The sequence below is a fragment of the Streptomyces sp. B1866 genome, assembly GCF_031932565.1.
Lineage (GTDB): Bacteria > Actinomycetota > Actinomycetes > Streptomycetales > Streptomycetaceae > Streptomyces.
In genome coordinates this window covers 24835-37805 of record NZ_JAVSCF010000006.1, presented here as the reverse complement: position 1 = coordinate 37805, position 12971 = coordinate 24835, and the positions used below count along the sequence as shown (strand labels likewise).

The following is a 12971-nucleotide window of genomic DNA, read 5'->3' as shown; positions in this document are numbered from 1 at the left end:
GGGGGTGGCCCGGGTGGCCGAGCTGGCCCAGGCCCTGCACCTGGTCGCGCTGCTGGAGTCGGAGCTGATCCGTCGGCGTGGGGAGATCGACCGGAACAACGACTACTACCGGGGCAAGCAGCGGCTGCACTTCGCGTCGGAGGAGTTCGCGAAGTTCCACGGGGACCGCTACCGGGATTTCTCGGATAACTGGGTGCAGGTGGTGGCCGACAGCCCGGTGGAGCGGCTGACGGTGACCGGGTTCCAGGCGGCCGGGGAGGAGCGGGCCGACGCGGACCTGTGGGAGGTGTGGCAGGTCAACGGCCTGGACGCCGACTCGCAGCTGGGGTTTCTCGGCGCGGTGAACTCCGCGCGGTCGTTCGTGCTGGTGTGGGGGGACCCGGACGACCCGGACATGCCGGTGGTGACGTTCGAGGACGCCAGTCAGTGCGTCGTGGTGTACGAGCCCGGATCGCGGCGCCGGCGGCGGGCCGGGCTGAAGCGCTGGCAGGACGGGAACCGCGACTTCGCCACCCTGTACCTGCCCGGGGAGATGTGGAAGTTCGAGCGGCCGCTGGCCCGGCAGGACAAGTCGCCGCAGATGGCGGAGGTGGATGAGGAGCTTCGTACGTGGGTGCCGCGGGACATGGGCGGTGTGGAGCCGAACCCGCAGCCCAACCCCATGGGGGTGGTGCCGCTGGTGGAGCTGCCGAACAAGCCGATGCTGGTGGAGGACCCCATCAGCGACGTGTCGGGCGTGGTGGCGATGCAGGATGCCATCAATCTGGTCTGGGCGATGCTGTTCACCGCCACGGACTACGCGTCGTTCCCGCAGCGGGTGGTGCTCGGCGCTGAGCGTCCGATGATCCCCAAGCTGAACAGCGCTGGGGAGATCGTCGGCAAACAGCCGGTCGACTTGCAGAAGTTCGCTGTGGAGCGGGTGCTGTGGATCACCGGCAAGGACGCCAAGCTCGCCGAGTGGCAGGCGGCGAACCTGGCCGCGTACACCGGGATCATCGAGGTGGCGGTGGGGCACCTGGCCGCGCAGACGCGCACGCCGCAGCACTACCTGATCGGGAAGATGGCCAACCTGTCCGGGGATGCGCTGCTGGCGGCGGAGACCGGGCTGGTCAAGCGGGTGGACGAGAAGAAGCTGTGGTTCGGCCAGGGCCTGCGGGAGGTGGCCCGGCTGATCGCGCTGGCGCGCGGGCAGGACGCGAAGGCGCGCGCGTTGCGGTCGGGTCAGGTGCTGTGGGCGGACTCCGAGTCGCGCAGCCATGCGCAGCTCGCCGACGCGCTGGTGAAGCTGAAGGACATCGGGTTCCCGTTCGAGTGGCTGGCGCTGCGGTACGGGCTGACGCCGACGGAGGTGGCCGACGTGGTGGCGATGCGGGAGCGGGAGGCGGCGGCCGACCCGGTCGGCGAGCTGACCCGGATGATGGCCCGGCAGCCCGAGCCCCCGGCGCCCGAGGAGCGGGAGGTTGCGACGTGAGTCCGTCGCCGGAGGCCGAGCGGCACCAGCGCGAGCGCGCGCGCCTGGCGGCCGCGGCCGCGCGCGCGGCGGGCGAGGCGTGGCGGCGGGTGGACACCGCGGACGTGCGCGGCACGTGGGCCGCGCAGCTGCCCGGTGTGCTCGGCCAGGTGGCCGCCGCCCAGCTCACCGCCGCGCGGCAGGCCGAACCGTACCTGCACGTGGTGCTGGGTGAGGAGGGCGAGGAGGGCCGGGCGGCGTCGGACCGGCTGGTGCCCGGGTCGCTGGCCGGTGTCGCGCCGGACGGCCGGCCGCTGCTGGACCTGCTGATGTACCCGGTGTGGTCGACGCTGGCCGCCGTACGCCGGGGCCTGTCGCTGGCGGTCGCCTGGGCCAGCGGCGCGGCGTTGGTGGATCTGCTGGTGCGTACGGTCGTGGCCGACACCGGCCGGGCCGCCGACCTGGTCGGGATGATCGTACGGCCGGCGGTCACCGGCTACGTGCGGGTGGTGGAGCTGCCCGCGTGCGCGCGGTGCATCATCCTCGCGGGCGCCTACGGGCTGCGTACGGCGTTTGAGCGGCATCCGCGGTGCGACTGCACCATGGAGCCGGTCACCGCCGGGCACCGGCCGACCAGCATCGACGCGAACGACGTGTACGACCGCATGACCGACGCCCAGCGGACCCGGGCGTTCGGCCGGGCCGGCGTGCAGGCCATCGACGCGGGGGCGGACTTCGCGCAGGTGGTCAACGCCCGTCGGGGCATGACCACCGCGACCGCGTACGGTCGCCGTCTCCAGACCACCACCGAGGGCGTCACCCGGCGCGGCATCGCCGGCAATCGGCTGCGGAACTTCGCCCCGGCCCCGGCCGCGGGGCGCCGGGTGACCGCGTCCCGTACGCCGCGGCTGATGCCGGAGGAGATCTACCGGATCGCCGACGACCGCGAGCACGCCGTCCGGCTGCTGCGCCGCTACGGCTACATCCTCTGACCGCGCGCACCGCGCGGCCCGCCCCCTTTCTTCACCCGCAACGGGAGAGACATCATGCGCACCACGCTGCCCGTACACCCGCTCACCGGCGCCCGTGCGCTGGGCTGGCGCAGGGCCCGCCCCGGCGAGGACCCGGACGGCCTGTACCCGATCTGGCCCATCCTCGGCGGCGCCCCGGACGACGACGACCCGGACACCGATCCCGGGAGCCCCGAGGACGACGACGCGGACGAGGACCAGGGCGACGACCCGGAGGGCGGCGGCGGGCCGGACCAGGGCGACGACGACGCGGACCCGGAGGGCGCCGACCAGCTCGGCGACAAGGGCAAGCGGGCCCTGGCCTCCATGAAGGGGAAGTGGCGGGCGGAGCGCTCCAAGAGGCAGGAGCTGGAGGCCCAGCTCGCGCAGAAGACCGGCGACGAGACCGAGCAGCAGCGCGTCGCCGCCGAGCGGGCCGCGCTCGCCAAGGCGAACGCGAGGATCCTGCGAGCGGAGATCCGCGCTGCCGCGAAGGGACGCCTGGCTGACCCGCGCGACGCCCTCACGTTCCTTGACCTCGACCAGTTCGAGGTCGGCGAGAACGGCGAGATCGACGAGGACGAGATCGCCGACGCGATCGAGGACCTGATCAAGAACAAGCCCTACCTGGCAGCCGCAACGGCCAAGAGGTTCCAGGGCTCCGGCGACGGCGGGGCGGCGCGCAAGACGTCCCGGCCCAAGCAGCTCAGCCGAGCAGACCTGAAATCCATGAGCCCCGAGGAGATCGAGAAAGCTCGCGAGGCGGGACAGCTCGATGACCTCATGGGCGGCAGATAACCAGGAGGTACCCCCATGTCCGTGCGGAACTTCGTTCCCGAGATCTGGAGTTCGCGGCTGCTGGTCGCGCTCCGCAAGGCCCTGGTCTACGCCGGGCCGACCGTGGTGAACCGCGACTGGGAGGGCGACATCAGCGAGGCGGGCGACACCGTGCGCATCACCAGCGTGTCGCGGCCGGCGATCGGCACCTACGTGCCCGGCTCCACCGTCATCACCCCGGAGAAGCTGACCACCGGCCAGCGCACCCTCGTGGTGGACCAGTCGAAGTACTGGGCCTTCAGCGTGGATGACGTGGACGCGCGGCAGGCCAGGGCGAACCTGATCCCGCAGGCGATGAGCGAGGCCGCGTACAGCCTGGCCGACACCGTCGACCAGTACGTCGCCGGCCTCTACACCCAGATCCAGGCGGCGAACTTCCTGAACGTCGTCGGTTCGCCGATCGACACCTTCACCACCCCGACCGACGCCTACGACGACGTCCTGGTCCCGCTGCGCACCAAGCTGACCAAGGCCAGCGTCCCCACCACGGGCCGTTACTGCATCGTGTCCCCGGAGTTCATGGCGTCGCTGCTGCGGGACGACCGGTTCGTGAAGGTCGACGCGTCGGGCACCTCGGAGGGCCTGCGCGGCGGCATGGTCGGCCGGGCGGCCGGATTCGACATCTACGAGTCCAACAACGTGCCGAACCCGACCGGGGACACGCAGGTCATCACCGCCGGCACGAACGCGGCGATCACGTTCGCCGAGCAGATCAACAAGACCGAGGCGTACCGGCCGGAGAACAGCTTCAGCGACGCCGTGAAGGGCCTGGCGCTGTACGGCGCGAAGGTCGTGCGCCCGGACTGCCTGGCCGCCGCGTTCATCAACCCGGCCTGACCGAGAGGAGAGACCAACGCCATGGCGACCACGCAGCTCAGCTACGCCAACCTGGTCCCCAACGGGAACCTCGCCCAGCCCGCCGGCACCACGCTCGTTGCCGCGCCGACGAACAACATGCAGCTCGCCAACGCCTTCCCGGAGCTGACGCTGTTCCGCGTCACGAACTCCGACGCCGGCAACGCCATCACCATCACGGTGAAGGCGGGCGACTACCCGCCCGCCCTGGCCAGCGGACAGGGCGACCTCGCGGTCACCGTGGCCGCATCCGGCGTGCAGCTCATCGGCCCGTTGGAGTCCGGCCGGTTCGTCCAGAACGACGGCTCGCTGATGATCGAGTCGAGCGCGACGACCGGCACGATCACCGCGCTGAAGATCCCGAGGAACACCTGATGGCCGAGACGATTCACGTGCTGGGCGAGGGCGGCATGGTCTTCCCCATGGACCTGCCCTTGCCGGAAGCCATCGCGGACCGCCTGGCGGCCGGACAGCTGCGCCGGGTCAACCCGGACGGCACCCCCTACACCGACCCCGCCACGGCCGCCCCCGCGCCTGCGCCTGTGGGCGGGGGCGCGCTCACGCGGGGCGAGACGCCCCGGCCGGGCAAGAACGCGGCGAAGTCGGAGTGGGTCGCCTGGGCGGTCGCCGTGCACGGCCTGGACATGGGCGAGGCCGACGGCATGACCAAGCAGGCCCTGGCCGGCCTGCCCGAGGACCCGCCCTCGCGCGCGGCGCCCACGGCCGGGCGCCCGGACGAGGACGCGCCGAAGGCGGAGTGGATCGCCCACGTCGTCTCGCTCGGCCTGCTGTCGGCCGAGGACGCGGCGAACTACACCCGCCAGGACCTGATCGACATGGCGAGCTGAACGGGAGGCCACCGTGGCACTACCGCCTCTGGCGACGGTGGCCGACTGCACCGCCCGCGGCCTGACCGTCGAGGCGTCCGAGACCGCGGTCATGGGCGTCTACCTCGACGTGGCGTCCACGGCCGTACGCGAGGCCGCCGGGGCCCCGATCAGCCAGACGACCAGCACGGTCGCCTTGGAGGGTCCGGACGGCAGTCTGTGGCTGGATCTGCCGGGGCCGCCGGTCACCGCGGTCGCCACGGTCGCGATCGACGGCCAGGCGGTCACCGACTGGCGGCTGCGGTCGGGCCGCCTGTGGCGGGCGGCCGGATGGTCGCCGTCGTGCGAGCCGTCGGAGGTGGAGATCACCTACACCCACGGCCTGCCGTCGGTGCCGGCCGACATCGTGGACCTGGTGTGCCGGATCGCCGCCGCGGCACTGCTGGCCTACCGGGCCGAGCCCGACGGCACCGGGCTGGCCGCGCGGGACGTGCGCGCGGAGCGGATCGGCGACTACTCCGTCACCTACGGGGACGACGGGCGGATCACCGAACTGGAGCTGCCCGAGTACCTGCGCGAGCGGCTGGCCGCCCGCTTCGGCGGGGGCGTGGCCGTGGTGGAGTCGCGGTGAGCCGTATCGGGCACCTGCTGAACACCACCGTCCCCGTCTGGCGAGAGACGACCGTGGACGACGGGGGCGGCGGCCACGCGACCACCTGGGTCCACATCGCCACCGCCCGTTCCCGCCGCTCCCAGCCCAGCGCGCGGGAGCGGCAGGCCGCCGACCAGTCCGGCGCCGAGCTGGCCGAGACCTGGTACTTCGCACCGGGGACGGACGTGCGCCGCCGGGATGAGCTGCGGCCGTCTGGCCGGGTGCTGAGGGTCATCGCTGTGTTCGAGCCGTCGGTGCCTGGCACCTACCTGCGGGCGGACTGCGCCGCCCACCAGCCCACCCCCGGAACCTGAAGGAGAACCATGGCCGTCCTGTCCGCGCAACGCCTGCCCCTGTCCGGGCTCCAACCCACCTACGCCGCAGCCGCATCCGGCGGCGACCAGGCCCCGGTCGGCGAGAAGCTGTTCCTCCACGTGCGCAACGGCGGCGGCAGCAGCATCACCGTCACCGTGGCCACCCCCGGCACCGTCGGCGACCTGGCCGTGGCCGACGCCGCCCAGACCATCCCCGCGGCCGGCGCCGCGTTCATCCCCCTCACCTCCACGTTCCGGGACCCGATGACCGGGCGCGCGGCGATCACCTACAGCGGCGTGACCACGGTGACCGTGGCCGTCCTGCAACTTCCCTGACAGGAGGCCGCGATGGCGAGCCGTGCCCGACTGGACGGCCTGGCCCGCGCGCTGCGCGCGGTCGGGCAGATCCCGGAGGCGATGCGCGAGGCCCGCGCGGAGACCCTGCACGAGTGGGCCGAGGAGACCCGCACCGGCGCCGAGGAACGCGCCCCGCAGCGGACCGGCGCCCTGGACAACGCGCTCGACCACGACGTGGACGAGCAGTACGGGCGCGCCGAGGTCGGCGTGTGGGACCCGGAGGTCCTGGAGTACGCGCTGTACGTGGAGAAGGGCACGTCCAGCATGGACGCCCAGCCCTACCTGCTGCCCGCGTTCGAGGCCGCCCGCCCGGCCGTGACCCGCACCTACCGGGCCGCCGTCCGCCGCCGCCTGCGAGAGGCCGGAGACGGCGGGTGAGCACGGCCCTGTGGCCCCTCCAGCGCGCCGTCTACACCGCGCTCACCGGCGACACCACGCTGATGAGCCTGGTGACCGGGGTGTTCGATGAGGTGCCCGAGAACCAGGCCGCCCCGTACGTGACCCTCGGCCCGGTCACCGAGCAGACGGACGACGCACACAACCAGCGCGGCCTGGCCGCCACCGTGCAACTGGACGTCTGGTCCCGCTACCGCGGCTGGCGGGAGGCCGCCGGCATCCTCGACGCCCTCGACACCGTCCTGGACCGGCGGCCGCTGGCGGTGGACGGCTGGCGGGACGTGTCCGTCGCCCACCAGCAGCACACCGAGCTGCGCGACCCGGACCCCGAGATCCGGCACATCACCGCCACCTACCGCGTGTGGCTGACCAAGGCATGAAGGAGGCAGGCCCATGGCCGGACTCGACGCGTTCGGAACCCAGCTCCAGCGCAGCGACATGGCGACCCCCACGGCGACGTTCACCGCGATCGCCAACGTCACCAGCATCACCCCGCCCGCGCTCGCCCGCGAAACCCTCGACACGACCACGCACGGCTCCCCGGACGGCTGGCGCGAGTACATCGGCGGCCTGAAGGACGGCGGCGAGGTCAGCATCGACATCAACTACGACCCGCGCCTGCACGACCAGCTCGCAGCCGACTTCGGCGACGCCAACCCGCGGGACTACAAGGTGGTCTGGCCCGGGACGCTCGGGTCCTGGTCCTTCGCCGCGGTGATGACCGGGTTCCAGCCCTCCGCCCCGCACGACGACAAGCTGTCCGCCACGGTCACCTTCCAGGTGTCCGGCGAGCCCACCCTCACCCCCGGGAGCTGACGATGACCGCCTACCTGTCCGCCGAGCAGATCCTGGGCTCGGCCGACCTCGCCTACGAGGATGTGCCCGTACCCGAGTGGGGCGGCACCGTGCGCGTCCGCGAACTGCCCGGGACGGAGCGGGACAAGTTCGAGGCCCAGTTCGTCGGCAAGGACGGCCGGTCCGTCCGGGCCGAGGGCCTGGAAGGCTTCCGCGCCCGGCTCGCCGCCGCCGCCATCGTGGACGCCGACGGCCGGCCTGTCTTCCGCTCGGCGGCCGAGATCAAACGGCTCGGCGAGAAGTCCGCGACGGCGTTGCAGCGGGTGTGCGACGTGGCCATGCGCCTGTCGAAGCTCGGCGCGGCGGACGTGGCGGAGCTGACGGGAAACTGAGAGCCCGGCCAGAGCGGGTGTTCTACTTCCGCCTGGCCGGGCATCTGGGCTGCACCGTCGCCGAGCTGCTGGCCCGTACCAGCTCGGCGGAGCTGACGGAGTGGATGGTTTATGAGCGGCTGACCGGCCCGCTCGGCGGCCGCCGCGGCGACGTCCAGGCCGCGATCGTCGCGGCCACCGTCGCCAACGCCCAGCGCGCGCGGGGCCGGGCGCTGCGGCCGGAGGACTTCCTGCCGGTGTGGGACAAGCCCCGGGCGATGACGCCCGAGGAGATGTGGGCCGCCGCCATGCAGGCGAACGCGGCCCTGGGCGGCACCGTCCGCCCGGCACCGGCAACTGAATAGCGCGCCGCCCGGCGAGCCGGGGAAGGTGGTGACCAGCTGTGTCCACCCTCGCGTCGATGACCGTCCGGCTGGGCATCGACACCGACCGGCTGCGCGCTGGCGCCGCGCGCGCCCGCGGCATCCTCACCGGCCTCGGCAAGGCCGCGGCCGGCCTGGGCATCGGCGCGCCCGCGGCTGCCGCGACCACGGCGGCGGTCGGCGGCATGGCGGCCGCGTTCGCCTCGGCCGGTATCGCGGCCAAGGCGTTCCAGCTCGCCGCGGGCCCGCAGCTCAAGGCGGTCAGCGAGGTGGCCGACCTGGCGGCCGAGGCGCAGAAGGCCGCGGCCGAGGGCGCAGAGGACGCCGCGGACAAGCAGAAGGCGTACGAGGCCGCCCTCAAGCGGCTGCCGCCCGCGACCCGCGCGACGGCCAAGGAGTTCGTCGGCCTCAAGGGCGACTTCCAGAAGTGGTCCGACAGCCTGTCCGGCACCACGATGCCGGTCTTCACCAAGGGCCTTCAGCTGCTGCGCTCCCTGCTGCCCGCGCTGACGCCGCTGGTGAAGGCCGCCGCGGGCGCCCTCGATGACTTCCTGGACGGCGTCCAGGACAGCGTCGACAAGGGCAGCGTCACCGACTTCGCCGAGGACCTGGCCGGGTCGGCCGAGAAGAACCTCGGCAGCTTCCTGCGGTCACTGCGCAACGTCGTCACCGGCTTCGGCGGCATCATCCGCGCGTTCCTGCCGCTGAGCGACAACATGTCCGGCGGCATCGAGGAGTCGACCGCCGCCTTCGCCCGGTGGGGCCAGGGGCTGGAGGGGTCCCGGGGCTTCGAGCAGTTCCTCGACATCGCCCGCGAGGGCGCCAAGACCCTGGGCACCCTCGGCAGTGCGGCCGTCGAGCTGCTGGTAGCCCTCGCGCCCGTCATCGGAGTGACCTCCCAGCTGGTCCTGTGGTTCGCGCGCCTCATCAACAACACCCCGCAGCCGGTATTGCGCGCGCTCGCCGTGACCCTCACCGTGGTAGCGGTCGCCACCCGGCTCTACGCCGCTTACCAGATCGCCGCCACGGTCGCCACGCGCGCGTGGGCCGTCGCGCAGCTGGTGCTGAACGCCGCGTTCTGGACGAGTCCGATCACGTGGATCGTCGCGGGCATCGTCGCGCTGATCGCGGTGATCATCCTGATCGGCACCAAGACCACGTGGTTCCAGACCGCGTGGAACGCCGCTTGGGGCGGCATCAAGCGCGGAACGGACGCGGCGGTCGGCGGCGTCCTCACCGCGGTCGGATGGCTCGCCGCGCTGCCCGGCCGGATTGCGGGCTGGTTCGGCCAGGGCAAGGACTGGGCCGTCCAGAAATGGCAGCAGCTGCTGACCTGGGTGCGCGGCTTCCCCGGGCGGGCGGTCGGCGCGCTGTCCACCCTGGGCGGCCGCCTGGCGTCCACGGTCGGCGACGCCGGCCGGCAGATGGTGTCCGCCGTCCGCTCGAAGATCACCGACGCGGTGAACTGGCTGTCCGGCCTGCCCGGCCGGGCAGCGCGGGCGATCGGTGACCTGGGAGGGCTCCTGTACGGCGCCGGCCGTGCGCTGCTCCAGGGGTTCATTGACGGCATCGTCTCGAAGGTCTCGGACGTGCTCGGCACGGTCGGCAGCGTCGTCGGCCGGGTCAGGGACTTCTTCGGGTTCAGCCCGGCGAAGGTCGGCCCCCTGTCCGGCAAGGGGTGGACGCTCTACAGCGGCCACGCCCTGGCGGAGGACTTCGCCGCGGGCATCACCGCGCGGCAGGACGCGGTGTACGCGGCCGTCAGCGACGCCACGGCGACCGCGGCAGGCGCCATGCCCACCGTCGCCACGCCGCGCGGCGTCGCTGCCGCCGCCTCCGGCCAGGCCCCGGTGCGCGTGCTCTTCGACGTCACCGGCGCGAACGAGGACATGAAGAAGATGGTCCGCAAGATGGTCCGCGTCGACGGCCGTGGCAAGCCGCAAACCGCTTTCGCCCGATAGAAGGAGGTCAGACGCCGTGGCATTCCCCAACACCCCCTTGCCGGTGGCCGTCGAGATCGCGCCCGGCGGCTCCCCGGTCGACATCACCGGCGACGTCCGCGCGCGGGACCGCATCACCATCAGCCGCGGTCGGCCCGACGAGGGCGCACGCGTGGACCCGGGCTCCTGCACGCTGACCCTCAACAACCGGTCCGGCACCTACAGCCCCAGGAACCCCCTGGGGCCCTACTACGGGCAGCTCGGGAGGAACACCCCGCTGCGCGTGTCCGTACGGACCGGGACGCCGTACCTGGACCTGCCCGGCGGCGACGCAGACCGGGCCACGACCCCCGACCACGCGTCGCTGGACATCACCGGTGACATCGACGTGCGGGTCGAGGCCCGGCTCACGGACTGGTCCGCCAACACCCAGGCTGTCGAGCTGGCGGGAAAATGGCAGCAGGGCACCTCCCAGAGGAGCTGGCTGCTGTTCCTGTTCCACGGAACGGTGTGGTTCTACTGGAGTACGGACGGCTCCGCGGAGATCCACCGGTCGGGCACGGCCGCCCTGGCCGTCCCGCCGTCAGGGCGCCTGGCAGTCCGGGCGACCCTCGACGTGAACGACGGGTCCGGGAACAACGTGCTCACCTTCTACACGGCGCCGTCCCTCGGCGGGCCGTGGACGCAGCTGGGCTCCCCGGTCGTCACCGCGGGAGTCACCAGCATTTTCAACTCGACGGCATCGCTCGATGTCGGGGGTGTGCTGAATGCGGGATTCGACAATCCGGTGGGAGCCCTCTACGCATTCGAGCTGAGAAACGGGATCGGCGGCACGCTCGCCGCGGCCCCGGATTTCACCGCGCAGACGGTCGGCGTCGGGTCGTTCACCGACTCGGCGGGCCGGACGTGGACGGTGTCCGGGGCGGCGTCCATCACGAATCGGGTGCGCCGTTTTACCGGCGAGGTCTCCTCGTGGCCCGCCCGGTGGGACGTCTCCGGTCAGGACGTGTACGTGCCCGTCGAGGCCGCGGGCATCCTGCGCCGCCTCGGCCAGGGCGCGAAGCCGCTCGACTCGACGCTGCGGCGGCGGATCGTCAGCCTCGCGCCGCTGGCCTACTGGCCGATGGAGGAGCCGGACGGCGCGACGCAGGCGTACAGCCCTATCGCCGGCGTCCGGCCGCTGACCGCATCCGAGGTGACCTGGGGCCAGGCTGACTCTCTGCCCTCCTCTCAACCGCTGCCCGTCCTGGCCAGCGGCGGCGGCTCCCTGCCGCGCCTGTATGCGCCGATCCCGGCCCCGGTCGGCACTCCGTCGGTGTGGGAGGTCCAGTGGGTGTACAGGCTGGACACGGTCAACACGACCGGGTACACGTTCATGCGGATCGTGTCCACCGGCACCGTCGCCGAGTGGTACATCCAGCAGCGCAACAACCAGACCAGCGTGCTCGGTTACGACACCAACGGCAGCACGGTCGTCAACCAGGCCATCGGCACCGGCACCGAACTGTACGGCCAGTGGGTCCGGCTGCGGTTCACCCTCTCCCAGAGCGGCGGGACCGTGAACTGGGAGATCGCCTGGGCGTGGCCCGGCGCCGGCGCCCAGCTTTCCGGCGGCTCCTACAGCGGCACCACCGGGCGCCCCACAGCGTGCACGTCGCCCCCGGACGGCTTCGCCGCGGCGCTGGACGGGATGGCCATCGGGCACCTGTCCGCCTGGGCCGTCCTGGGCACCGACGCCTACGAGAACGCCGACTCCGCCTGGGCCGGGGAGACCGCGGGTGTGCGCATGCTGCGCCTGGCGTACGAGGAGGGCCTGCCGCTGATGGTCTACGGCGACACCACCGTCCAGGAGCAGGTCGGCGCCCAGCGGCCGGACACGCTGCTGACCCTCGTGGAGGACGCCGCGGCCGCCGACGGCGGCAGCCTGTACGAACGCCGGGACGCCGCCGCGCTGGCCTACCGGGGGCGGGCGACCCTCTACAACCAGCCCGTCGCCCTGGCGCTCGACTATGCCGGTCCTGGGGTGGCGCCGCCGCTGGAGCCCACCGACGACGACCAGCACGTCCGCAACGACATCACCGTCCAGCGGGTCGGCGGCAGCTCGGCGCGCGCGGTACGCACCACCGGCCCGTTGTCGACCGCGCCGCCCCCGGCCGGTGTCGGGACGTACGACGAGCAGGTCACCCTGAACCTGTACTCCGACGACCAGCCCGAGCAACACGCCGCGTGGCGGCTGCACCTGGGCACCTGGGACGAAGCCCGGTATCCCACCGTGCACGTGAACTTGGCCGCTGCCCCGCACCTCATCGACGCCGCGACCGCGGTCGACGTGGGCGACCGGATCACCATCGCCAACCTGCCGTCGTGGCTGCCGCCCGGCGTCGCCGACCTGATCGTGACCGGGTACACCGAGACCATCGGCCCGTACGAGTGGGACATCGTCTACACCTGCATGCCGGCCGGGCCGTGGACCGTTGCCCGCACCAACGCGGACGCGAAGGCGGGCAGCAGTACCAGCACGCTCGCCGCGGGGGTCAGCGCCTCGGCCACCACGCTGAGCGTCGCGGTCACCCCGGGCAGCGCGCTGTGGACCACTGACCCCGCCCAGATGCCGATCTCCATCCTCGTGGGCGGCGAGGAGATGACCGTGACCGGCATCTCGGGCACCAGCAGCCCGCAGACCTTCACCGTGACCCGGGCCGCGAACGGCATCAGCAAGAGCCACAACGTGGACGCGGCCGTACGGCTGGCGCAGCCCGCCGTCGTGGCGCTGTAGGAGAGGAG

At 72.7% G+C, this 12971-nt stretch carries 16 protein-coding genes; all 16 read left to right on the top strand.

Annotated elements, in window-relative coordinates; translation table 11 throughout:
* Window positions 1–13: 13 nt before the first annotated feature.
* The 16 genes from RKE29_RS02055 to RKE29_RS01980 are packed head-to-tail and all read left to right on the top strand — an operon-like array spanning window position 14 to window position 12963.
* The gene (locus tag RKE29_RS02055; protein ID WP_312003243.1) at window positions 14–1471 is read left to right on the top strand and encodes a phage portal protein; all 1458 of its coding nucleotides are present in this window, start codon (window positions 14–16) and stop codon (window positions 1469–1471) included.
* A complete protein-coding gene (locus RKE29_RS02050; RefSeq protein ID WP_312003242.1) occupies window positions 1468–2442 on the top strand; it encodes a hypothetical protein in 975 nt (324 codons plus the stop codon). Before RKE29_RS02055 ends, RKE29_RS02050 begins: the two co-directional genes overlap by 4 nt.
* Before the next feature lie 54 nt (window positions 2443–2496).
* Entirely contained in the window at window positions 2497–3258 is a 762-nt protein-coding gene (locus RKE29_RS02045) for a hypothetical protein (protein ID WP_312003241.1), read from the top strand.
* Window positions 3259–3273: 15 nt separating this feature from the next.
* On the top strand, window positions 3274–4134 hold the full coding sequence (locus RKE29_RS02040; RefSeq protein ID WP_312003240.1) for a phage capsid protein: 861 nt from the start codon (window positions 3274–3276) through the stop codon (window positions 4132–4134).
* Between the two features lie 21 nt (window positions 4135–4155).
* Entirely contained in the window at window positions 4156–4527 is a 372-nt protein-coding gene (locus RKE29_RS02035) for a hypothetical protein (protein WP_312003239.1), read from the top strand.
* The gene (locus RKE29_RS02030) at window positions 4527–5000 is read left to right on the top strand and encodes a hypothetical protein (RefSeq protein WP_312003238.1); all 474 of its coding nucleotides are present in this window, start codon (window positions 4527–4529) and stop codon (window positions 4998–5000) included. The genes RKE29_RS02035 and RKE29_RS02030 overlap by 1 nt, the downstream gene beginning before the upstream one ends.
* Window positions 5001–5013: 13 nt before the next feature.
* On the top strand, window positions 5014–5610 hold the full coding sequence (locus RKE29_RS02025; protein WP_312003237.1) for a hypothetical protein: 597 nt from the start codon (window positions 5014–5016) through the stop codon (window positions 5608–5610).
* Window positions 5607–5945 (top strand): head-tail adaptor protein, encoded by a 339-nt coding sequence (locus RKE29_RS02020; RefSeq protein ID WP_312003236.1) that lies wholly within the window; start codon window positions 5607–5609, stop codon window positions 5943–5945. The genes RKE29_RS02025 and RKE29_RS02020 overlap by 4 nt, the downstream gene beginning before the upstream one ends.
* Before the next feature lie 9 nt (window positions 5946–5954).
* Window positions 5955–6281, top strand: a complete 327-nt coding sequence (locus RKE29_RS02015) for a hypothetical protein (protein WP_312003235.1) — start codon at window positions 5955–5957, stop codon at window positions 6279–6281.
* Between the two features lie 12 nt (window positions 6282–6293).
* Window positions 6294–6680 carry an HK97-gp10 family putative phage morphogenesis protein gene (locus RKE29_RS02010; protein ID WP_312003234.1) on the top strand — a complete coding sequence of 129 codons (387 nt, stop codon included), beginning with the start codon at window positions 6294–6296 and terminating at the stop codon, window positions 6678–6680.
* A complete protein-coding gene (locus RKE29_RS02005) occupies window positions 6677–7078 on the top strand; it encodes a DUF3168 domain-containing protein (RefSeq protein ID WP_312003233.1) in 402 nt (133 codons plus the stop codon). Before RKE29_RS02010 ends, RKE29_RS02005 begins: the two co-directional genes overlap by 4 nt.
* Window positions 7079–7091: 13 nt before the next feature.
* Window positions 7092–7514, top strand: a complete 423-nt coding sequence (locus RKE29_RS02000) for a phage tail tube protein (protein WP_312003232.1) — start codon at window positions 7092–7094, stop codon at window positions 7512–7514.
* Window positions 7515–7516: 2 nt separating this feature from the next.
* Window positions 7517–7885 (top strand): hypothetical protein, encoded by a 369-nt coding sequence (locus RKE29_RS01995; RefSeq protein ID WP_312003231.1) that lies wholly within the window; start codon window positions 7517–7519, stop codon window positions 7883–7885.
* Between the two features lie 17 nt (window positions 7886–7902).
* Complete coding sequence (locus tag RKE29_RS01990; RefSeq protein ID WP_312003230.1) at window positions 7903–8229, top strand: hypothetical protein; 327 nt, start codon at window positions 7903–7905, stop codon at window positions 8227–8229.
* Window positions 8230–8267: 38 nt separating this feature from the next.
* Window positions 8268–10208, top strand: a complete 1941-nt coding sequence (locus RKE29_RS01985; RefSeq protein WP_312003229.1) for a hypothetical protein — start codon at window positions 8268–8270, stop codon at window positions 10206–10208.
* Between the two features lie 16 nt (window positions 10209–10224).
* Window positions 10225–12963 carry a hypothetical protein gene (locus tag RKE29_RS01980; RefSeq protein ID WP_312003228.1) on the top strand — a complete coding sequence of 913 codons (2739 nt, stop codon included), beginning with the start codon at window positions 10225–10227 and terminating at the stop codon, window positions 12961–12963.
* Window positions 12964–12971: the final 8 nt, after the last annotated feature.

Coding starts and splice junctions, on each gene's coding strand:
- RKE29_RS02040 (WP_312003240.1), top strand. CDS start 3,274: ATGTCCGTGCGGAACTTCGTTCCCGAGATCTGGAGTTCGCGGCTGCTG.
- RKE29_RS02000 (WP_312003232.1), top strand. CDS start 7,092: ATGGCCGGACTCGACGCGTTCGGAACCCAGCTCCAGCGCAGCGACATG.
- RKE29_RS02010 (WP_312003234.1), top strand. CDS start 6,294: ATGGCGAGCCGTGCCCGACTGGACGGCCTGGCCCGCGCGCTGCGCGCG.
- RKE29_RS02015 (WP_312003235.1), top strand. CDS start 5,955: ATGGCCGTCCTGTCCGCGCAACGCCTGCCCCTGTCCGGGCTCCAACCC.
- RKE29_RS02035 (WP_312003239.1), top strand. CDS start 4,156: ATGGCGACCACGCAGCTCAGCTACGCCAACCTGGTCCCCAACGGGAAC.
- RKE29_RS02030 (WP_312003238.1), top strand. CDS start 4,527: ATGGCCGAGACGATTCACGTGCTGGGCGAGGGCGGCATGGTCTTCCCC.
- RKE29_RS01995 (WP_312003231.1), top strand. CDS start 7,517: ATGACCGCCTACCTGTCCGCCGAGCAGATCCTGGGCTCGGCCGACCTC.
- RKE29_RS02045 (WP_312003241.1), top strand. CDS start 2,497: ATGCGCACCACGCTGCCCGTACACCCGCTCACCGGCGCCCGTGCGCTG.